This window comes from Frondihabitans sucicola, from assembly GCF_030296615.1.
Classification (GTDB): domain Bacteria; phylum Actinomycetota; class Actinomycetes; order Actinomycetales; family Microbacteriaceae; genus Frondihabitans; species Frondihabitans sucicola.
The window spans coordinates 2,708,413-2,727,934 of record NZ_AP027732.1 but is presented as its reverse complement, the minus strand read 5'-3'; the positions used below and the strand labels follow the sequence as shown (position 1 = coordinate 2,727,934).

Below are 19,522 nucleotides of genomic sequence, written 5' to 3'. Positions count from 1 at the left end.
CAAGAACTTGGCCGTCGAGGCATTGCTCATCCGCCAGCAGTGCGTGCCGTCGTAGAAGTTCTTCTTGATCAGTGTCACCAGAGCGGCTGTCGCCTGCGGGGCCTTCTTGCCGTCGAGCTCGATACCGAGGGTGACGTTCTTGTTCAGGTCGAGGGTGCCCGTCCAGGAGCGGTCTTCTGCGACGGACTTCGCGGGGACGTCGCCGGTCGTGGTGCCTGCCGTCGCCGTGGCCGACGGGGTGGCGGTGCCGGAGGCCGACGCGGACGCGGACGCACTCGGCTTCTTCGGGTTGAAGCCGCCGTTCGCGTAGAAGATCTGAGACCCCGTTCCCAGGGCTCCGATCACGACGACGGCGACGATGGCGGCCACATTGTCGCGCAGCCGACGCTTCACCTGATGGGTGTGCACCTTCTGCCTGGCCGTGTACCGGCGGAGCCTCTCGCGCGATTCGCGGTCCTGGTTCTTGCTCGGTGTCACTGATCCTCCATGGGCGATGGTCCAGCCTGCACTGTAACGGAGAGCCGCGATCGGCCGGGGAGGCGGGCCACTGAGCCGCCGCAGACTGTCGGTGGCCAGGTCTACCATGGCGTTCTATGAGCACAGGGGAGTCACGCGCCGTCGAAGGCCGTCCCCGCTCGCTTCAGAGCTCCACCCCGCTCGCCGTCCGCATGCGACCGACGAGCCTCGACGAGGTCGCCGGGCAGAAGCACCTTCTGCGTCCTGGTTCGCCACTCGTCCAGCTCGCCTCCGACACGACGGGCGAGACCGGCGCCGTCTCGGTCATCCTCTGGGGCCCACCCGGCACCGGTAAGACGACGCTCGCGCAGGCCGTCGCCCACTCGTCCGGTCGTCAGTTCGTCGAACTCTCCGCCGTCACCGCCGGCGTCAAAGACGTTCGCGCCGTGATGGAGAAGGCGCTGTCCAATCGCGACCTCTACGGCACCACGACCGTCCTGTTCCTCGACGAGATCCACCGGTTCACCAAGGCCCAGCAAGACGCGCTCCTGCCCGGGGTCGAGAACGGCTGGATCATCCTGATCGCCGCCACCACCGAGAACCCGTCCTTCTCGGTCATCACGCCTCTCCTCTCCCGCTCCCTCCTCCTCACGCTCGAGCAGCTCAGCGACGACGATCTCCGCGAGCTCGTCGTCCGCGCCGTCCACGACTCCCGCGGTCTTGCCGACGCGGTCGAGGTCGACGACGAGGCACTCGCGATGATCGTCCGCCTCGCCTCGGGCGACGCCCGGCGCGCGCTCACCGCTCTCGAGGCGTCGGCTCAGTCGGCCTGGGCCCTGGTCGACCAAGCGGGCCCGGTCGACGACGAAGACGACGAAGAGCTCGAGGGCGCAGGATCACCTGGCGGCTCCGGGGTCCCCACCGTCACCGCCGAGTTGGTCGCGCAATCCGTCGACCGCGCTCTCCTCCGCTACGACCGCAACGGTGACGAGCACTACGACGTCATCAGCGCCTTCATCAAGAGCGTGCGGGGTTCCGACGTCGACGCGGCGCTCCACTACCTGGCCCGCATGATCGAGGCCGGCGAAGACCCACGTTTCATCGCCCGGCGAGTCATCATCTCGGCCTCCGAAGACATCGGCATGGCCGACCCGCAGGCGCTCGTCATCGCGATGGCCGCAGCCGACGCCGTGCAGATGATCGGCATGCCCGAGGGCCGGATCCCGCTCGCCGAAGCGGTCGTGTACCTCGCGACCGCTCCCAAGTCCAACCGCTCCTACCTCGCTCTCGACCAGGCCATCGCGGATGTCCGGGCGGGTAAGGCGGGCCGCGTGCCGAAACACCTGCGCGACGCGCACTATCCGGGCGCCAAGCGCCTCGGTCACGGCAAGGGCTACAAGTACGCCCACGACTCCGAGTTCGGCGTCGTCGAGCAGCAGTACCTTCCCGACACGCTGCTCGGATCGACGTACTACGACCCCACGGCGAACGGCAACGAGCGCGACGTCGCCGCGCGTCTCGAGAAGCTGCGCCGGATCGTCCGGGGCGAGTGACCGCGATCCTGCAGTCTTCATGTAAGCTTGCACGGTTGCCTTTAGCCGGCGACGAAACCCCTCTTGTTACGCCTGTCGGCGCTCGCGCGCCTGGCAGACCATCAGTCAACCGACAAGATCGATAGGAATCCCTGTGTCTACCAAGTCACGTACTCGCAGCAAGACGCGTCTGTCGCGTGCCCTCGGCATCGCGCTGACCCCGAAGGCCGCCCGCTACCTCGAGAAGCGTCCTTACGCTCCGGGTGAGCACGGCCGCACCAAGCGCAAGACCGACAGCGACTACGCCGTCCGTCTCCGCGAGAAGCAGCGCTTGCGCGCCCAGTACGGCATCCGCGAAGCCCAGCTCAAGATCGTCTTCGAAGAGGCCCGCAAGTCGCGCGGCCTGACCGGTGAGAACCTGGTCGAGCTGCTCGAGGAGCGTCTCGACGCCCTCGTGCTGCGCGCCGGCTTCGCTCGCACCACGGCTCAGGCTCGCCAGATGGTCGTGCACCGTCACATCCTCGTCGACGGCAAGCTCGTCGACCGTCCGTCCTTCCGCGTGAAGCCCGGTCAGATGATCCACGTCAAGCCGAAGTCCGAGGCCATGGAGCCCTTCCAGGTCGCCGCCGCCGGTGGCCACGTCGACGTCCTCCCCAAGGTGCCGGCGTACCTCGAGGTCGAGATCGACAAGCTGCAGGCGAAGCTCGTTCGTCGCCCGAAGCGCGCCGAGGTTCCCGTGACCTGTGAGGTCCAGCTGGTCGTCGAGTACTACGCCGCCCGCTAGCCTCACCCGTTCCTCTCCGAAGGGAGCAGTCACCCACGGTGGCTGCTCCCTTCGTCGTTCACCCCAGGCTCAGCAGGCGACGAACTAAGCTTGACGACAGTCCATTCGAAGGAGAACCATCCGTGAAAGCCGCTGTCCGTTGAAGTACGTCCTCGTCCTCGCCGTCGGCACCGCCCTGGGTTTCTACGTGGCCCACCGCGTGAACCAGACGCCAGGGGGCCAAGAGTTCTTCACCAGCCTCGACGGTCGACTCAAGCAGTTCCAGACGGCCGTGGCCGACGGCTACCGCAGTCGCGAGGCCGAGCTGCGCGAGCAGGCCTGAGACCGTTCTTCCTTTCCAGACGTCCTTCCTCGATCTGAGAGATCACCATGCTGACCGCTGACATCCGCAACCGCTGGCTCGAGTTCTTCGGCGACCGCGGGCACACCGTCGTGCCCTCCGCGTCGCTCGTGAGCGACGACCCGAGCCTTCTCTTCACCGTCGCCGGCATGGTGCCGTTCATCCCCTACCTGTCCGGGCTGGTGCCTGCTCCGTACCCGCGAGCCACCAGCGTGCAGAAGTGCATCCGCACGAACGACATCGAAGAGGTCGGCAAGACGCCGCGCCACGGCACGTTCTTCCAGATGAACGGCAACTTCTCGTTCGGCGACTACTTCAAAGAGCAGGCCATCACCTACGCGTGGGAGCTCCTGACGTCGTCCGCAGCCGACGGCGGCTACGAGTTCGACCCGAAAGACCTCTGGGTCACCGTCTACAAAGACGACGACGAGGCGATCCGCCTCTGGAAGCAGATCGCCGGTCTGCCCGACGAGCGGATCCAGCGCCTCGACAAAGACACCAACTACTGGTCGACGGGCCAGCCGGGGCCGGCGGGGCCCTGCTCCGAGATCTTCTTCGACCGCGGCCCGGCGTTCGGCATCGACGGCGGCCCGGCCACCGACGACGACCGCTACGTCGAGATCTGGAACCTCGTGTTCATGCAGTACCAGGTCGAGAACGTGCGTTCGAAGGTCGACTTCGACATCGTCCGCGAGCTCCCCAACAAGAACATCGACACCGGCATGGGTCTCGAGCGCGTCGCCTTCCTCAAGCAGGGCGTCGACAACATGTACGAGATCGACCAGGTGCGTCCCGTCCTCGATCGCGCCGCCGACCTCTCCGGTCGCCGCTACGGCGCCGACCACGAAGACGACGTCCGAATGCGCATCATCGCGGATCACGTCCGTTCGTCGCTCATGCTGATGAGCGACGGCGTGACTCCGTCCAACGAGGGTCGCGGGTACATCCTGCGCCGTCTGATGCGGCGCAGCGTGCGCTCGATCCGTCTCCTGGGCGTCGAGGAGGCCACCTTCCCCGAGCTGTTCGCGGCGTCCCGTGACGCGATGAAGGCGGCGTACCCCGAGGTCGAGACCGACTACGACCGCATCTCGCGGCTCGCGTTCGCCGAAGAGGAGACCTTCCTGCGCACCCTCACCGCCGGCACGAGCATCCTCGACGTGGCGGTCGACGAGACCAAGAAGGCACAGAAGTCCGAGCTCAAGGGCGACACCGCGTTCCTCCTGCACGACACCTTCGGCTTCCCGATCGACCTCACCCTCGAGATCGCCGAGGAGGCGGGGCTGTCGGTCGACCGAACGGCGTTCGACTCGCTCATGGCCGAGCAGCGCTCTCGCGCAAAGGCCGACGCGAAGTCGCGGAAGACCGCGCTGGCCGACCTCAGCGTGTACTCGGCGTTCCGCGCCGCCGGCGAGACGGTCTTCACCGGCTACGAGTTCCTCGACACCGAGTCGACCATCCTCGGCATCATCGTCGACGGCCGTTCGGTCGACAAGGCGGTCGCGGGCGACATCGCCGAGGTCATCCTCGCCGAGACGTCGCTCTACGCCGAGTCGGGCGGACAGGAGGCGGATGCCGGCAGCATCGTCGGCAACGGATTCGACCTCGAGGTCCTCGACGTCCAGAAGCCCGTGAAGGGGCTCATCAGCCACCGGGTGCAGGTCCGCTCCGGCGAGGTCGGCGTCGGCGCGGCCGCGACCACCGTCGTCGACCCGGTCTATCGTCGCGGTGCGACGCAGGCCCACTCGGCGACCCACCTCATCCACGCCGCCCTCCGCCAGGTGCTCGGGCCCGAGGCGCACCAGGCGGGCTCCTACAACAAGGCGGGCTACATGCGTCTCGACTTCAACTGGTCGAACCCGCTGTCGGCCGCGACGCGCACCGAGATCGAAGACATCGCCAACCAGAAGATCCGCGACGATCTCGAGGTGACCACGCGCATCCTGCCCCTCGACGAGGCGCGAGCCGCCGGCGCCATGGCTCTGTTCGGTGAGAAGTACGGCGACGAGGTTCGCATGGTCGACATCGGCGGCCCCTGGTCGCGCGAGCTCTGCGCCGGCACGCACGTGTCGAACTCGTCGCAGATCGGCCTCATCAATCTCGTCGGCGAGTCGTCGATCGGCTCGACCAACCGCCGTGTCGAGTCGCTCGTGGGCGTCGATGCGTTCCGCGACTTCGCCGCCGAGCGGGCAATCGTCGGTCAGCTCACGTCGTCGCTCAAGGCACCGCGCGAGCAGTTGCCCGAGCGCATCGCGACGCTCGCGTCCGACCTGAAGGCGGCGGAGAAGCGCATCGCCGAGTTCGAGGCGGCGGCTCTCGCCACGCGCGTCCCGTCGCTCGTCGCTGCCGCCACCGCTCTGGGTTCGCTCACCGTCGTGATCGAGTCCGTCGGCCAGGTCAAGTCGTCCGACGAACTGCGCACGCTCGCCACCACCGTCCGCGAACGCCTCGGCTCGTCGTCGAGTTCCGTCGTGGCGCTGGCAGCCGATGTCGGCGGCAAGCCGGCCGTGATCGTGGCGACCACCGCCGGTGCCCGCGAGAGCGGCGTCAAGGCCGGTGTTCTCGCTCGCACGGCGGCGGGCGTCCTCGGCGGCGGCGGCGGCGGAAAAGACGACCTCGCCCAGGGTGGCGGCTCCGACGTGTCCGCGATCCCCACGGCGCTCTCGGCCATCGCCGACGCTCTGCGACGCTGATCGCCTCCGTGCCGGTGAGTGATTTCCCGCAGGGCCACGATTCCGCGACGGAACGCCGTCGCGGCGTTCGGATCGGCGTCGACGTGGGCAAGGTCCGGATCGGCGTCGCGCGAACCGATCCCGATGTCCTCCTCGCGACGCCGATCGAGACCGTGGCGCGGTCCGGAGACTCCGGAGCCGACGTGAAGACGATCCTCGGACACGCCGACGAATTGGCGGCTGTCGAGATCATCGTCGGGCTGCCGCTCTCGCTCTCCGGAGCCGACACGCCGTCCACCGCCGACGCCCGCGGCTTCGCCGAACGGCTGGCACGCGGGGCCTCGGTGCCCGTGCGCCTGGTCGACGAACGCCTCTCGACGGTGACGGCTCAGGGCGCCCTCCGAGCGGCCGGTCGGTCGGCCAAGAAGCAGCGTTCCGTCGTCGACCAGGTTGCCGCCGTTATAATTCTGCAACACGCCATCGACCTCGAGCGATCGAGCGGACGCCCCCGGGTTCCCTCGTGCCGAGTGAGGCGACACCCGACGAAGGACGATGACACGTGGCAGACGAACCCTCCTGGGACGAGATCTTCGCCGGTCACTCGGCACCTCGCCCCACCGGGCAGCAGCACGATCAGGCGGCACCTCTCTCGCGGCGCGAACTGCGCGAGCGCGAGCGCGCGGCGGCCAGGGAGGCCGAGGAGTCGACGCCGACTCCCGCGGCACCCGCGGCCACCGAGCCCGAGCCGCCGGCTCCGGCTCCGCCGGTCCCGACTGCCGCCGCGCAGACACCGGCACCCGCAGCGGCACCCGAGGCACCCGCCTCCAGCGATCTCTTCGCCCTCGCCAACGCCGTCGCGCAGGCCGATCCCGAGACGGTGAACGCTCAACAGCCGTCTCCCGGCGTCGGCGACACCCGGCAGCGTTCAGCGGGCTCCGGAGCCCCCGAGTCCCGCGCCCAGACGTCCCGTCGACCACCCAAGCCTCCGCGCGAGAAGCGCTCGGGCCGCGGGCGCGGCCCCCGCCGCGGCACCTGGGTCCTGATCGCGGTCCTGGTCGTCGTCCTGGGCGGCGGAAGCGCTGTCGTCGCGTCCCTCTACAACCAGTACGCTCCCGGCGTGGCCTCTCTCTTCGGGGCGAAGCCGAGCGACGACTACGCCGGCTCCGGCAACGGCAAGAAGGTCGAGTTCACGATCGTCTCCGGCGACATCGGTTCGACGATCGCCACCAAGCTCGCCAAGGCCGACATCACCAAGACGTCCGACGCGCCCTACAAACTGCTGCTCGCCGACACGACGGTCCAGTTCATGCCGGGCACGTACACGATGTACGAGCACATGAGCGCCGAGTCGGCGATCAACCGGCTGCAGAGCAGCTCGGCCAGGATCACGACGAAGCTGGTCATCCCCGAGGGCACGACCCTCAAGGGCATCGTCTCCCTGATGACGACCGCGACGAAGATCCCGGCAGCGCAGGTGAGCGCGGCCGCCGCCGACTACAAGGCCTACGGCCTGCCGGCCAACGCCACGAGTCTCGAGGGCTACCTCTTCCCGGCGACCTACGACCTGCAGCCGGGCAATACGGCCAAGCAGTACTTCCAGACCATGGTCGACACCATGAAGAAACACCTGGCGACAGCCGGCGTGGCGCCGGCCGACTACGAGCACACGATCATCTTCGCCTCGCTGATCCAGAAGGAGGCGGGCCTCGCCGCCGACTACCCGAAGGTCGCGCGGGTCTTCCAGAATCGCATCGACCAGGGCATGCTCCTGCAGTCGGATGCGACAGTGGCCTACGGCGCGGGCACGACGGGTCGTGTCACGACGACCGACGCCGAGCGGGCCGACGCGGGCAACAAGTACAACACCTACGTGCACAAGGGCCTCCCCGTAGGTCCCATCTCGAATCCCGGTGACCTGGCCCTGAACGCGGCGACGCATCCCGCGTCCGGCGACTGGCTCTACTTCGTCACGGTGAATCTCGAGACGGGGCAGACGGCGTTCTCGAACACGTACGCGGAGCACCAGAAGGCCGTGACGCAATTCCAGACCTGGCTGCGCGCCCACCCCGACTACGACAAGTAGACCGCCGGTCTGCAAGCAGTCCCCGCGCGGCTCCGACCACGGGGTGTGGAAGAATCGACCCCATGCTTCGTTGGTTGACCGCGGGTGAGTCTCATGGCCCCGAACTCATTGCCGTTCTGGAGGGCCTGCCCGCGGGCGTGCCCGTCCTTCTCGATGACCTCCAGGCCGACCTGGCCCGCCGCAAGCTCGGCTACGGCCGCGGCTCGCGGATGAAGTTCGAACAGGACGAACTGCACATCTCCGGCGGGGTCATCCACGGCCGCTCCATCGGCAGCCCGATCGCCATCCGCGTCGGCAACACCGAGTGGCCGAAATGGGAAGAGGTCATGAACGCCTCTCCCGTCGAGATCAGCGAGGCCTCCCGGGGCCGCAGCGCCGCGCTCACCCGCCCGCGGCCCGGGCACGCCGACCTCGTCGGCATGCAGAAGTACGGCTTCGACTCGGCCCGCCCCATCCTCGAGCGCGCCAGCGCGCGCGAGACGGCGGCTCGTGTCGCCCTCGGCGCCGTGGCCAAGTCCTTTCTTGCAGAGCTCGGCATCGAGCTGGTCAGCCACACGCTGTCGATCGGGCCCGTGCGCGTGCCCGAGGGCCGTCCGCTGCCTCGCCTCGAAGACGTCGAGGCTCTCGACGCCGATCCGTTGCGGTGCTTCGACGCCGAGACCTCCGCTCTGATGGTGGCCGAGGTCGACGACGCCAAGAAGGCGGGCGACACCCTCGGCGGCGTCGTCGAGGTGCTTGCCTACAACGTCCCGCCCGGGCTCGGGTCCCACGTCCAGTGGGACAGAAAGCTCGACGCCAAGCTCGCCGAAGCTCTCATGAGCATCCAGGCGATCAAGGGGGTCGAGATCGGCGACGGCTTCCTCACGACGACCCGTCGCGGCTCCGAGGCCCACGACGCCCTCTTCCAGACCGATCAGGGCATCGCGCGAGAGACCGACCGGGCCGGAGGCACGGAGGGCGGCATGTCCACGGGCACCGTGCTGCGCGTCCGCGCCGGCATGAAGCCGATCGCGACCGTCCCGCACGCCCTGCCCACGGTCGACGTCGCCACCGGCGAGACGGCCAGCGCCCACCACCAGCGTTCCGACGTCTGCGCCGTGCCGGCCGCCGGCGTCGTCGCCGAAGCGATGGTCGCCCTCGTGCTCGCGAACGCCGTGCTCGAGAAGTTCGGGGGCGACTCGATCGACGAGACCAGCCGCAACCTCGACGCGTTCCTGGCCGCCATCCCGGAGCTCCTCACGACGACCTCCGAGCCTGGCGTCCCCGCAGCCCAGCTGTGATCCGCCGATGACCGCGCTCGCCAAGGCGGTCGTGCTGATCGGCCCCATGGGCGCCGGCAAGACGAGCGTCGGCAAGCGGGTCGCGAAAGCGCTCGGTGTGCCGTTCATCGACACCGACCGGGCCATCGCGCGCGACCACGGGCCGATCCCCGCCCTGTTCGAGAGTCTCGGCGAGCCGGGCTTCCGTGCTCTCGAGCGCGACGCCGTGGCCCGGGCGGTCGCCCAGCCCGTGGTCGTCTCGCTGGGAGGAGGCGCCGTGCTCGACCCGTCGACACGGTCCCTGCTCGAGTCGTCGCGCGTGATCCTGCTGACCGTCACCCCCGAGGCGGTCGAGTCGCGCATCGCCGGCTCCGACCGCCCGCTGCTCCACCACGACGGCCTCGGCGCCTGGATGGCCATCGCCGAAGAGCGCGCCCCGATCTACGCGGCGCTGGCCGATCTCACCCTCGACACCTCCCACAGACCCCTCTCGCACGTCGTCGACGACATCGTCGAGTGGGTCGGAACGGACCTCCCATGAGCGACAGCACACCGACCGAGCAGGTCACCGGCGCCGACGAGACCGACGAGAAGACGGCGGGCGTCCCGACCACGGTCATTCCGGTGAACGGCACGTCGCCCTACGACGTGCTCGTCGGGCGGGGCGTCGTCCGAGAGCTGGCGACCCTGCTCGGTCCCCAGACCAAGAAGATCCTCATCGTCCACGCTCCGCCGCTGGGCGTGAAGGCCGAGGCGCTGCGCCAGCAGCTGATCGCAGACGGCTACGAGGCGATGATCGCCGAGGTGCCCGACGCGGAGGCCGGCAAGCGGGTCGAGGTCGCAGCGTTCTGCTGGCAGATCCTCGGCCAGGCCGACTTCACCCGCACCGACGCGATCGTCGGGCTGGGAGGCGGAGCCACGACCGACCTGGCCGGCTTCGTGGCCGCGACCTGGCTGCGCGGCGTCCAGCTGGTGCAGGTGCCCACGACGGTCCTGGGCATGGTCGACGCCAGCGTCGGCGGCAAGACGGGAATCAACACGGCCGAGGGCAAGAACCTCGTCGGCTCGTTCTACGCGCCGGTCGGCGTCCTCGTCGACTTCGACATGCTCGACGGGCTGGCCCGGAACGAGATCCTGGCCGGTTTCGCCGAGATCGTGAAGGCCGGGTTCATCGCCGAGCCCGAGATCCTCGACATCGTCGAGGCCGATGTCGACCGAGTCGTCGACCCGTCTACACCCGAGTTCCGCCGAGTGGTCGAGCTCGCGATCGCCCTCAAGGCGCGCGTGGTCGGCCACGACTTCAAGGAGGCCGGTCTCCGCGAGATCCTGAACTACGGTCACACGCTCGGGCACGCCATCGAGCACGCCGAGCGGTACCAGTGGCGGCACGGCGCGGCCGTCTCGGTCGGAATGGTCTTCGCCGCCGAGCTGTCGCGCCTTGCCGGGCGCCTCTCCGACGAGGTCGCCGACCGGCACCGCAGCATCCTCACCTCCCTCGGCCTCCCGATCCAGTACCCGGTCGGCCGCTGGAACACCCTCCTGGCCACGATGCAGCGCGACAAGAAGAGCCGCGCGGGAATGCTGCGCTTCATCGTGCTCGACGACCTCGCGCGTCCGACCGTGCTCGAGGCGCCCGACCAGAGCCTGCTCTTCGCGGCCTACCAGGAGATCGGTTCGTGACGATCGTCCTGGTGGCGTCCGGGCGCGATCACGGGCGTCCGGGCGGCCGCGGGCCGACGACGGGAGCCGGCGACCCCGCCGGCGAGCTCCGTGTCGCCCTGGAGTCTCTCGATCCGGCGATCACGGTGCTGTTCCGCCAGACCGACGACGAGGCCGAGCTCATCTCGTGGCTCTTCGAGGCGGTCGAGGCCGGCTGGGGAGTCGTGTTGAATCCGGCCGCTTTCACGCACTACTCGTACGCGCTCCGCGATGCCGCCGCTCTCGTGACCGAGGCCGGACTGCCGCTGATCGAGGTTCACCTCACCAACCCCACATCGCGCGACGACTTCCGTCGCGCGAGCGTGGTCTCCGCGGTGTCGACGGGCTTGATCACGGGACTCGGGTTCGACTCCTACCGGTTCGCGGTCCGGGCCGCAGCCGACCGGGCCGCGGTGCGCGCGGCCGTCCGCGCGGCGAGCCCCACCGCCTAGCCGGAGTCAGAGCTTCAGCGCCGCCGCGAGCAACGGCTCGAGCGACTCCGAATACTGCACCGTCATGTGTCCGGCGTCCGCTCGCACGGGTGTGTTTCCGATGAACGAGGGGCACCGCCCCTGGTCGTCGCAGAACCACAGGTGCGTGTCGACGTAGGTGGCGCCCGTCGCCTTGATGACGTCCTGATCGTCGGCCTGGATCGCCGACCACGTCGGGGAGATCTCTCGGACGCAGTCGCTCGGAGTCGACACACGGGTCACGCACTCCTGCAGTGCCACTCCGGCCGGCGGATCCGACAGCACGGCGATTCGCTTCGCATGAGGCTTGATCGCTTGGATCGTCTTCTGCAGACCATTCGCGATGGCCTGGCTGCCACCGGTGAGGTCGGTCTTGGTCGCCAGCCGGTCGATGGTCCCGGCCGAGTCGGCGAGCACGACCAGGTCCGGCTTGATCGCCGCGATCTGCTGGAGCGCCCATGCCCGGTGCGCCGTGCACTCGGGGAACGGAGCACCGCCCTCCTTGTCGACGACGACGTCGGCCGCGGGGCACTGCCCGGAGGTCAGCGTGTGAACACGGTAGCCGGCATCAGCCAGCGCCGTCCGCAGCCCCGGCATCCAGGCGATCGCGAACGAGTCGCCGAGGACCACGGCCTGCTTGGTGGCGTTCGCCGGTCCGGTCTCGCACCGGGTCGCGTTGTCCGCCGAGATGTCGGCGCAGCCGCTGGTGGCGGCGGCGTGGACCCACTTCGTCGTTCCGAGCGAGTCGATCGGCGGATCGAAGGCGGGGAACGAGGTCGCCGTGAGAGCAGTCGAGATCTTGGCAGAGAGCTGTTTCTCGGCGGTCGTCTGCGGGCCGCCCGACGCGCCGGTGACCGTGTCGGCCTTCGTCACGCTCGCGGAGGAAGGGATCGCGTTCGGAGCGATCGCCGCCACGGCGGGAGGCGGGGGCGGCGCAGAGATGGCCGAATACGTGACGAAGACGAGGCCGGCGATGATCGCGGTGCCGAAGATCACGGCGTCTCCCGCGCGAACGTTCCAGAGGATCTCCGGAAGCTCACGCCGACGCCGGAGCTCGGGGTGCTGCCGACGCTCCTGGCGAGCGCGGCGGTCGAGCCAGGTGGAATTGCGGATCGGATCCTCGACCAGGTGGTACGAGAGCATCGACAGCACCGCCATGCCCACGAGGCAGATGACGTAGTAGAGGACGCCGGGCTTGAGGATCGCGCCGAGCAGGATGATCACGGGGAAGTGCCAGAGGTAGAGCGAGTACGAGATGTCGCCCACGTAGTTCGAGACCCGATTGGTGAGCGGCGCGAGGTACCGCTGCTCGCCACCGGTGCCCGCGGCCACGACGAGGGCCGTGGAGAGGACGGGCAGCAGGGCACCCGGCGCGGGGAATCCCGACCCACCCGACGTGACGAACACGCTCAGCACGATGCCGGCGAGGCCGACCCAGGCGAGGATCGGGCGGAGCCGGTCGGGGATCCTGCCCAGAATCGGCACCCCGATCGCGAGCAGCGCACCGACGCCGAGTTCCCACGCCCGCGCGAGCGTCGAGAAGTACGCGAACCCCGGGTCGGTGACCGACTGCAGGATCGCCCAGACGAGCGAGGCCACCGAGAGGACGACCATCACGACGACGACTGCACGCACGCCCTTCTGGCGCGACCAGGATCGCCGCGCCGCGATCGCGAAGACGATCACCAGGATCCAGGGCCAGACGAGATAGAACTGCTCCTCGACGGCGAGCGACCAGTAGTGCTGCAGCGGCGACGTGGTGCCGTCCGAAGCGAAGTAGTTCGTGCCGACCGCTGCGAAGTGCCAGTTCCCGGCGAAGAGGAGCGACCAGAGCGCGTCGACGGTGATCGTCTTCGCGCGGGCGGGCAGGAAGATCGCGAACGAGGTCGCGACCGTGACGGCGAGGACGAGGGCCGAGATCGGCAGGATGCGACGGGCTCGGCGCCGATAGAAGCCTGCGAACGAGATCCTGCCGGTCTTCTGGTGCTCCCGGTAGAGCAGGCCGGTGATGAGGAATCCCGACAGGACGAAGAAGACGTCGACCCCGACGAAGCCGCCGGAGGGCCACGCGAGCAGGTGGTCGAGGATGACGGCCACGACCGCCAGCATTCGAAGCCCCTGGATGTCGGGTCGGAATCGCTTGGGGACAGGGCGAACGGAAGTCTGCATGATCAGTGCCAATGAGTCGGGTGGCCCCGGCGAGGCCCTCGGGCATATTGTCGGCCACGGAATTCGGCCTTGTCTACCCTCAGTCGAAAACGCCACGCCACCGAAACATTCGAGCGGAACGGACCGCGATCGTACGATGAAGCTCCCGAATGAAGGACGCCCATGTCGCCGTCAGCCCCCGAGTCCGACCTCACCGGTTGGGTCCGCTCGCCGTTCACCGGCGGCGGCCTGACGTACGACGTCTTCGAGAAGGGTTCGGGCCCCGGCGTCGTCCTGATCCCGGAGGTGCCGGGCATCACCCCCGAGGTCCTCGGTCTCGCCGATCACCTGGTCGACCGCGGCTTCACGGTCGTCGTGCCGTCACCCTTCGGAGAGCCGGTCAGGCCCGCCACGATCGGCTACACGCTCCGGGTCCTCTCGCGGCTCTGTGTCGCAGCGGAGTTCCGCGCCTTCGCCACGGGTGCCCACCGCCCGATCACCGACTTCCTCCGTGCGGTCGCTGCCGACCTGGCTTCGCGTACCCCGGGCCCCGGGGTCGGCGTGATCGGCATGTGCTTCACCGGCGGCTTCGCGCTGGCGGTGGCCGTCGACGACTCCGTGGCGGCCTCGGTGCTCAGCCAGCCGGCCGTGCCCTTCCCGCTCGGAAAGCCGAGACAGCAGGATCCCGGTATGTCCCCGAGGGAGTTCGACCGCGTCGCCGCGCGCGCGTCCGCGGGCGACGTCTGCGCGCTCGGACTCCGCTTCTCAAACGACGCGACCGCACCCCGGGCCCGCTTCGACTCGATCAAGAGGAAGCTCGGCGACGCGTTCGAGATCATCGAACTCGACTCCTCGCCCGACAACGAGTGGGGATTCTCGCGCGGCGCGCACGCCGTGCTGACGCACGAGGTCCGCGACCTGCCCGGTCACCCTGCGCTCGGTGCCCGCGAGCGGACCGTCGCCTTCCTGACCGAGCGCCTCGCTCCGGCGGCGTCGTGAGTCTCTCCGTCCCGATCGAGGGCAGCAGGGCTCTCGTGACCGGGGCGGGCCGCGGTCTCGGACGCTCCTTCGTCGACGGGCTGCTCGGCCGCGGCGCGGCGAAGGTCTACGCAGGATCGCGCGTGCCGAACTCCTGGGACGACGACCGCGTGGTCCCGATCGAGCTCGATGTGACCGATCCGGTCCAGGTTCGATCCGCCGCCGAGCGCTGTCGGGACGTCGATCTGCTCGTGAACAACGCCGGCATCATGCGGCTCACCCCTTTGATCGGGTCCGACGACGACAGCGCGGCGAGAGACGAGCTGGAGGTCAACTTCTTCGGCACCCTCGCGATGTGCCGTGCGTTCGCGCCGGTGCTGGCGGCCAACGGCGGAGGAGCCATCGTCGACGTCCTGTCCGTGGCGAGCTGGGTCGCGCCTCCGGCCAGCGGTGGGTACGGGGCGTCGAAGTCGGCCGCCTGGGCCCTGACGAACGCGGCCCGTGTCGAGCTCCGCGAGCAGGGCACGCTCGTCGTCGCCGTGCACGCGGGGTTCATCGACACGGAGATGGTCACCCGGGTCAAGGCCCCGAAGATCAGCCCGGCCGACGTCGTCGCCCAGGTGCTCGACGGTGTGGAGTCCGGCGCCGAGGAGATCCTGGCCGACGACGAGAGCCGCGAGACGAAGGCGGCGCTGCCCCGCGATCTCGAGGTGCTGTACCCGCGGCTGCAACGGCTGTGGGACGGCCGGCGGCGAGGCCGCGCGCGTGAATGACGAGGCGCAGGATCCCGACGAAGCCGAGATCGATCCGGCTCTGCTGCGCTGGCTGCCCGTCACTCGCCGCGAGTGGTTGCTCCCGCCGGTGCTGGTCGTCGCTCTCGCGGTCGTCGTCCTCCTGGCCGCCCGCGGCCACACGTCCACGGTTGCGGCTCACCGCCTCGACCTGGGGTGGCGTGTCGCTGCCGTCGCCGGCACGGCGGCCGCACTCGTCATGGCGCCGTTCGGCCGGCGCGCCTACCTCGACGTCAGCGAAGATGCCGCGCGCCGCTACGGCCGCGCCACCGGGGTCGCCTTCCTGAGCGTGGCGGTCGTCCTACTCGTGACCGGGATCCTCACCGACAACACGTTCCTCGCGTCCACGACGCTGTTCGCGCTCTGGCCCTTCGCTCCCCGCCTCAGATCGTCTGTGCTGAGGCTGGCCGAACGCGATCCTGCGAGGGCCCGGCGCATCGCCACACGAGTGCTCCTCGCCGCCGTTGTCGTCGTCGTGCTCGCCGTCGTCCTCGCCCTCGCCGGACCCGACACGTTCGCCACGACCTACGTTGTCTCGATCGCCTTCGTCTACGGCCCGATCGTCGCCATCGCAGCGGGCCTCACCCGGCGCGAGATCGGCCGTCTCCGAAGGTCCGCCTAGAGTTGCGGCTACACTTGTCTGTGGCCTTCGTGGCCACCGTGCCGCGCTTTCGGGTCGCAGAGCACCAGACCACTTCACAACTCATCACACGTAAAAGGACATCCAGCGCATGGCGACTACCAACGACATCAAGAACGGCGCCGTTCTCAACATCGACGGCCAGCTCTGGAACGTGATCGAGTTCCAGCACGTCAAGCCGGGCAAGGGTGGCGCGTTCGTCCGCACGAAGATGAAGAACGTGATGAGCGGCAAGGTCGTCGACCGCACCTTCAACGCCGGCACCAAGATCGACTTCGCCAACGTCGACCGCCGCGAATACACCTACCTCTACGCCGAGGCCGACGGCTATGTGTTCATGGACACCACCGACTACGACCAGATCAACATCCCCGCGACGGTCGTCGGCGACGCCAAGAACTTCATGCTCGAGAACCAGAACGTCCAGGTCGCCCTGCACGACGGCGACCCGCTGTACATCGAGCTTCCCGCCTCCGTCGTCCTCCTGGTGACCTACACCGAGCCCGGCCTCCAGGGCGACCGCTCGACCGGCGGCACCAAGAACGCGACCGTCGAGACCGGCTACGAGATCCAGGTTCCGCTGTTCCTCGAGAACGGCACCAAGGTCAAGGTCGACACGCGCGACGGCAGCTACCTCGGTCGCGTCAACGACTAGGCAGCGCTTCTTTCAATGAGTGCACGAACCAAAGCACGCAAGCGGGCGCTCGACGTCCTGTACGTCGCCGACATCCGTCAGATCTCGATCGACGACGCCCTCGTTCAGGAGACGCAGCGCGCGATTGCCACCCCCGAGCGGAACTCCAGCTGGGGCTACGCGCGCGACATCGTGCAGGGCGTCATCGAGAACCGGCCCGAGATCGACGAGCTCATCGAGACGTACTCGCAGGGCTGGTCGCTGGCCCGCATGCCCACGATCGACCGCGCGATCCTGCGTATCGGCATCTGGGAGCTGACGCACAACGACGACATCCCCGACGCCGTGGCGATCTCGGAGGCCGTCGAGCTGGCGCAGAGCCTGTCGACCGACGACTCCGGCAGCTTCGTCAACGGCCTCCTCGGCCGTATCGCCACGACCACCGCGTAGGTCCGCCCGAGTGGGCCGAAATGCACGCCGGCAGCCGCCCGAACGTGCATTTCGGCCCACTCGTTCTTTATAGCTCCAGTAAGTTGCGTGCAATCTAGTTGTGCGCAATGTGCTAGTGTCGCAGGCATGACGACGACCGCGCCCCTGCTCGACGAGCAGATCTGCTTCGCGCTCTACAGCGCGTCGCGGGCGCTGACGGCCCGCTACCGCGAGCTGCTCGAGCCGCTCGGCGTCACCTACCCGCAGTACCTCGTGCTGCTCGTGCTCTGGGAGGAGGGGCCGTCGACGGTCTCTCACCTCGGCGAGCGCCTCCATCTCGACTCGGGCACGCTGTCGCCGCTCCTGCGGCGCCTCGAGTCGGCGGGGCACCTCACCCGGGCGCGCACCGCCGACGACGAACGGGTCGTCGAGGTGTCGCTGACCCCGAGCGGCGATGCACTGCGCGAGGCGACCGCCTCGATCCCGGCCGGCGTGTGCGAGGCGACCGGTCTCGATCCTGCGGCCCTCGTCGCTCTGCAACAGCAGATCGCCACGGTCGCGGCGCACGTGCGCGCCACCCTCTGACTCACCCGATGTCCGCAGAACACCCAACGAAAAGAGACACCATGCCCACTCGCACCGCACGCACCGCCTGGAACGGCAGCCTCGAAGAGGGCTCCGGCCAGGTCGAGCTCTCCAGCTCGAAGATCGGCACCTACGACGTCTCGTTCCCGAAGCGCGCCGCCGAAGAGGCGAACGGTTTCACCAGCCCCGAAGAGCTCCTCGCCGCGGCGCACTCGGCCTGCTACGCCATGCAGTTCTCGGCGATCCTCGGGGCTGCCGGCGGCACGATCGAGGCACTCGACGTCAAGGCCGACGTCTCGCTCGGCGCCGACTCCTCCGACGGCGGCTTCAAGCTGACCGGCATCCACCTGACCGTCTCGGGCGAGGTCTCGGGCATCGACGCCGCCACCTTCGAGAAGGCCGCCGCCGACGCCAAGGCGACCTGCCCGGTGTCGAAGGCCCTCACCGGCGTCGAGATCACCCTCGACGCGACCTTCGAGAGCTGATTCCCCTCGCTCCGCGACTCGAGAGGGCCGGAATGCACGCTTTCCCGCACGGGAGCGGGCATTTCGGCCCTTTCGACGCTGCGCCGGCGGGCGCGGGCGCGGGCGGGCGAGCAGGTGGGAACCTTTGGGCGTGGCCGGACACTCCACAGCATGAACCAGATCACGGGGGATCACGCCGACTGGGCCCTGGCCGTCGAAGGTGACGGTCGGGCGTTCGCGCGCGTGTTCGACAGACACGCCGCGCGGCTGCGGCGCCACGCGTGGGCGCTGGTGCCCACGGCCGACGACGCCGACGACGTGGTCGCCGTCGTCTTCCTCGAAGCGTGGCGCAACCGCGACCGGGTGCGCTTCGTCGACGGGTCACTGCTGCCGTGGCTCCTCGTGACCGCGACGAACTCGGCGCACACCCTCAGCCGTTCGGCGAGGCGGTACCGGGCGTTCCTCCGGAGATTCCCGGTCGACGATCCTGCGCCGGATCCTGCGGAGGTCTTCTCGGACGGACAGGCCGTGGCCGCCCTCAAGGGGCTTCCGCTGAACGACCAGCGGATCCTGACCCTCTGCGTCATCGAAGGTCTCGGCGAACGCGAGGCCGCAGCGGTCCTCGGCGTGGCGCCCGGCACCGTCAAATCGAGGCTCCACCGGGCGAAGGCCCGACTCCACCGGCAGTACCAGGCGACGACCGAACCCATCGGAGGCACCCCGTGAACACGCACGACGACGACATCACCCCCGCCTGAGCAGGATGCGAGACGCTCTCGTCGACACGGTCGACGGGACGTCGCCGAGGCGGCGACGCCGGCCGTCTCGCGGAGGCGTCATCGCGGTGGTGGCGGCCTTCGTGGTCGGTGGCGCCCTGACGGGCGGGCTGACCGCAGCGGCCGCTGCCGGCTCAGGCGACCAGTCGTCGGTCGAGTCGCTGATGGCCACGACCGCTCGCTACGACGTCGAAGCGATGAACCACGGGCGGCTGCTCGGCGAACCGCGCTTCGAGACCTTTCAGGGCACCAGCGACATCCGGGTGAGCGCGGCACCTCCCGGGGCGAACCGGCTGGTGGTCTCCTTCCAGTGCCTCGATCCCGCCACCTACGCGCAGAGACTGGATGGCGCCGTCGTGTCCACTCCGGTGCGGTGCGGTACCGAGTCGAACGTGACGCCGTCGACGAAGAACCCGTGGACGAACATCTACCAGCCGGCCGCGGGCGGTACGCAGACGGTGACCGTCGAGGCACCCGGCGACGCCCGCTACGCCGTGTGGGTCTCCTGGATGAAAGCGGCGGTGCTCGCCGAGCCCTCCGCCCAGCAGGCGGCCGAGACCGCCGATGGGAAGGTCACCTTCGAGGAGTACACGAACGCGTTCAACCGGCTGCAGGCGTGCATGGCCGAAGCGGGCTTCCCGGAGGCCGTCGTGCCGTTCGCGGACGAGCACTACGGGTACACGGTCCCCGGCGACGGGGCCACCGCGTTCGATACGCGGTGCTACCCGCGGGAGTTCCAGGACGTCGACACGCTCTGGCAGGGAGAACACCCGCAGAAGTGAGGCA

Annotated in this window: 20 protein-coding genes and 1 pseudogene; 20 read left to right on the top strand and 1 reads right to left on the bottom strand. The window is 69.1% G+C overall.

Translation table 11 applies throughout. The annotated features are described in order from the left end of the window. The first annotated feature begins 130 nt into the window (after window positions 1-130). The 11 genes and pseudogenes from QUE79_RS14045 (at window position 131) to QUE79_RS13995 (ending at window position 11,273) form a co-directional block, all read left to right on the top strand. On the top strand, window positions 131-310 hold the full coding sequence (locus QUE79_RS14045; RefSeq protein WP_286343642.1) for a hypothetical protein: 180 nt from the start codon (window positions 131-133) through the stop codon (window positions 308-310). Window positions 311-593: 283 nt separating this feature from the next. Next, window positions 594-2,009, top strand: a complete 1,416-nt coding sequence (locus QUE79_RS14040; protein WP_286343641.1) for a replication-associated recombination protein A — start codon at window positions 594-596, stop codon at window positions 2,007-2,009. 133 nt (window positions 2,010-2,142) lie between these two features. Continuing rightward, on the top strand, window positions 2,143-2,772 hold the full coding sequence (gene rpsD / locus QUE79_RS14035) for a 30S ribosomal protein S4 (protein WP_286343640.1): 630 nt from the start codon (window positions 2,143-2,145) through the stop codon (window positions 2,770-2,772). 139 nt (window positions 2,773-2,911) lie between these two features. Next, window positions 2,912-3,094 (top strand): hypothetical protein, encoded by a 183-nt coding sequence (locus QUE79_RS14030; RefSeq protein ID WP_286343639.1) that lies wholly within the window; start codon window positions 2,912-2,914, stop codon window positions 3,092-3,094. Between the two features lie 47 nt (window positions 3,095-3,141). Beyond that, window positions 3,142-5,802 (top strand): alanine--tRNA ligase, encoded by a 2,661-nt coding sequence (gene alaS, locus QUE79_RS14025; protein ID WP_286343638.1) that lies wholly within the window; start codon window positions 3,142-3,144, stop codon window positions 5,800-5,802. An 8-nt stretch (window positions 5,803-5,810) separates the two neighbouring features. Continuing rightward, window positions 5,811-6,206: pseudogene (ruvX, locus tag QUE79_RS14020) on the top strand (Holliday junction resolvase RuvX); the annotation flags it as partial. Between the two features lie 134 nt (window positions 6,207-6,340). After that, window positions 6,341-7,864, top strand: coding sequence for an endolytic transglycosylase MltG (gene mltG / locus QUE79_RS14015; RefSeq protein ID WP_286343637.1), 1,524 nt, complete (start codon window positions 6,341-6,343; stop codon window positions 7,862-7,864). Between the two features lie 62 nt (window positions 7,865-7,926). Continuing rightward, complete coding sequence (gene aroC, locus QUE79_RS14010) at window positions 7,927-9,144, top strand: chorismate synthase (protein ID WP_286343636.1); 1,218 nt, start codon at window positions 7,927-7,929, stop codon at window positions 9,142-9,144. 7 nt (window positions 9,145-9,151) lie between these two features. Beyond that, entirely contained in the window at window positions 9,152-9,664 is a 513-nt protein-coding gene (locus QUE79_RS14005) for a shikimate kinase (RefSeq protein WP_286343635.1), read from the top strand. Next, a complete protein-coding gene (gene aroB / locus QUE79_RS14000) occupies window positions 9,661-10,803 on the top strand; it encodes a 3-dehydroquinate synthase (RefSeq protein ID WP_286343634.1) in 1,143 nt (380 codons plus the stop codon). The genes QUE79_RS14005 and aroB overlap by 4 nt, the downstream gene beginning before the upstream one ends. Further along, the gene (locus QUE79_RS13995) at window positions 10,800-11,273 is read left to right on the top strand and encodes a type II 3-dehydroquinate dehydratase (protein WP_286343633.1); all 474 of its coding nucleotides are present in this window, start codon (window positions 10,800-10,802) and stop codon (window positions 11,271-11,273) included. Before aroB ends, QUE79_RS13995 begins: the two co-directional genes overlap by 4 nt. A gap of 6 nt (window positions 11,274-11,279) precedes the next feature. Here the strand turns inward: QUE79_RS13995 and QUE79_RS13990 are convergent, their stop codons facing one another. Next, the gene (locus tag QUE79_RS13990; protein WP_286343632.1) at window positions 11,280-13,460 is read right to left on the bottom strand and encodes an acyltransferase family protein; all 2,181 of its coding nucleotides are present in this window, start codon (window positions 13,458-13,460) and stop codon (window positions 11,280-11,282) included. A gap of 162 nt (window positions 13,461-13,622) precedes the next feature. Between QUE79_RS13990 and QUE79_RS13985 the strand changes: the two genes are divergently transcribed. The 9 genes from QUE79_RS13985 (at window position 13,623) to QUE79_RS13945 (ending at window position 19,518) form a co-directional block, all read left to right on the top strand. After that, window positions 13,623-14,438 (top strand): dienelactone hydrolase family protein, encoded by an 816-nt coding sequence (locus QUE79_RS13985; protein WP_286343631.1) that lies wholly within the window; start codon window positions 13,623-13,625, stop codon window positions 14,436-14,438. Then, window positions 14,435-15,190, top strand: a complete 756-nt coding sequence (locus QUE79_RS13980) for an SDR family oxidoreductase (RefSeq protein WP_286343630.1) — start codon at window positions 14,435-14,437, stop codon at window positions 15,188-15,190. Before QUE79_RS13985 ends, QUE79_RS13980 begins: the two co-directional genes overlap by 4 nt. Beyond that, entirely contained in the window at window positions 15,183-15,830 is a 648-nt protein-coding gene (locus QUE79_RS13975; protein ID WP_286343629.1) for a hypothetical protein, read from the top strand. Before QUE79_RS13980 ends, QUE79_RS13975 begins: the two co-directional genes overlap by 8 nt. A 109-nt stretch (window positions 15,831-15,939) precedes the next feature. After that, window positions 15,940-16,503: an elongation factor P gene (gene efp, locus QUE79_RS13970; protein WP_286343628.1), complete on the top strand. Its 564-nt coding sequence runs from the start codon at window positions 15,940-15,942 to the stop codon at window positions 16,501-16,503. Between the two features lie 15 nt (window positions 16,504-16,518). Then, window positions 16,519-16,932: a transcription antitermination factor NusB gene (gene nusB, locus QUE79_RS13965; RefSeq protein ID WP_286343627.1), complete on the top strand. Its 414-nt coding sequence runs from the start codon at window positions 16,519-16,521 to the stop codon at window positions 16,930-16,932. Between the two features lie 126 nt (window positions 16,933-17,058). After that, the gene (locus tag QUE79_RS13960; protein WP_286343626.1) at window positions 17,059-17,496 is read left to right on the top strand and encodes a MarR family winged helix-turn-helix transcriptional regulator; all 438 of its coding nucleotides are present in this window, start codon (window positions 17,059-17,061) and stop codon (window positions 17,494-17,496) included. Between the two features lie 41 nt (window positions 17,497-17,537). Next, complete coding sequence (locus QUE79_RS13955; protein WP_286343625.1) at window positions 17,538-17,981, top strand: OsmC family peroxiredoxin; 444 nt, start codon at window positions 17,538-17,540, stop codon at window positions 17,979-17,981. A gap of 150 nt (window positions 17,982-18,131) precedes the next feature. Next, window positions 18,132-18,686, top strand: coding sequence for an RNA polymerase sigma factor (locus QUE79_RS13950; RefSeq protein WP_286343624.1), 555 nt, complete (start codon window positions 18,132-18,134; stop codon window positions 18,684-18,686). A 37-nt stretch (window positions 18,687-18,723) separates the two neighbouring features. Beyond that, entirely contained in the window at window positions 18,724-19,518 is a 795-nt protein-coding gene (locus QUE79_RS13945) for a hypothetical protein (RefSeq protein WP_286343623.1), read from the top strand. Window positions 19,519-19,522: the final 4 nt, after the last annotated feature.

Coding starts and splice junctions, on each gene's coding strand:
- QUE79_RS13985 (WP_286343631.1), top strand. CDS start 13,623: ATGTCGCCGTCAGCCCCCGAGTCCGACCTCACCGGTTGGGTCCGCTCG.
- QUE79_RS13960 (WP_286343626.1), top strand. CDS start 17,059: ATGACGACGACCGCGCCCCTGCTCGACGAGCAGATCTGCTTCGCGCTC.
- QUE79_RS13990 (WP_286343632.1), bottom strand. CDS start 13,460: ATGCAGACTTCCGTTCGCCCTGTCCCCAAGCGATTCCGACCCGACATC.
- aroB (WP_286343634.1), top strand. CDS start 9,661: ATGAGCGACAGCACACCGACCGAGCAGGTCACCGGCGCCGACGAGACC.
- alaS (WP_286343638.1), top strand. CDS start 3,142: ATGCTGACCGCTGACATCCGCAACCGCTGGCTCGAGTTCTTCGGCGAC.
- QUE79_RS13950 (WP_286343624.1), top strand. CDS start 18,132: ATGAACCAGATCACGGGGGATCACGCCGACTGGGCCCTGGCCGTCGAA.
- nusB (WP_286343627.1), top strand. CDS start 16,519: ATGAGTGCACGAACCAAAGCACGCAAGCGGGCGCTCGACGTCCTGTAC.
- aroC (WP_286343636.1), top strand. CDS start 7,927: ATGCTTCGTTGGTTGACCGCGGGTGAGTCTCATGGCCCCGAACTCATT.
- QUE79_RS13955 (WP_286343625.1), top strand. CDS start 17,538: ATGCCCACTCGCACCGCACGCACCGCCTGGAACGGCAGCCTCGAAGAG.
- QUE79_RS14005 (WP_286343635.1), top strand. CDS start 9,152: ATGACCGCGCTCGCCAAGGCGGTCGTGCTGATCGGCCCCATGGGCGCC.
- QUE79_RS13945 (WP_286343623.1), top strand. CDS start 18,724: ATGCGAGACGCTCTCGTCGACACGGTCGACGGGACGTCGCCGAGGCGG.
- efp (WP_286343628.1), top strand. CDS start 15,940: ATGGCGACTACCAACGACATCAAGAACGGCGCCGTTCTCAACATCGAC.
- QUE79_RS14040 (WP_286343641.1), top strand. CDS start 594: ATGAGCACAGGGGAGTCACGCGCCGTCGAAGGCCGTCCCCGCTCGCTT.